The organism is Pseudovibrio sp. WM33 (assembly GCF_001623165.1).
Taxonomy (GTDB): domain Bacteria; phylum Pseudomonadota; class Alphaproteobacteria; order Rhizobiales; family Stappiaceae; genus Pseudovibrio.
Map to the genome: position 1 here is coordinate 1 of NZ_LMCK01000027.1, position 420 is coordinate 420.

The 420-nt window shown below is 51.9% G+C and carries 1 protein-coding gene; it reads left to right on the forward strand.

Translation table 11 applies throughout. The annotated features are described in order from the left end of the window. A partial coding sequence (locus PsWM33_RS27290) for a hypothetical protein (protein ID WP_206598984.1) occupies positions 1-420 on the forward strand: 420 nt, incomplete at both ends.

Here is a 420-nt window from a genome sequence, read left to right on the forward strand (position 1 = left end):
ATCCGGTTCAGGATGAGGCAATCGCGGTTTCTCTTGAGGCATTTGCTCAGGGGATCGTGGATGCCCATCAAGGCATGGCGCTTATGACTGGTGGAGCTTTAGATTTAGCCACCTTGCCCGGGACATTGCTGGACAGCCGGTCAGGACATCAGCTTCTAAAAGAGATCGGTATTAAGGGGCGTTATTACACAAAGATAGCCAATGGGAAGACCTACATGATCTTCAAGGGCTATCCTGCCGTGCGCGAGGTTCTTAAGGGGACACGGTATCTGTCGTCCTCTCCAAAGGTTGTTGCTTTTGGAATTGGCCCTGAAGCCATACGCGCAGGTGGCCGGGCGAACGCGATCATCATGATCACCTGTTATGTGGCCCTGGATATTATGCAGTTCATCATGAGCGATACGCAGCTTTACAGCGAAC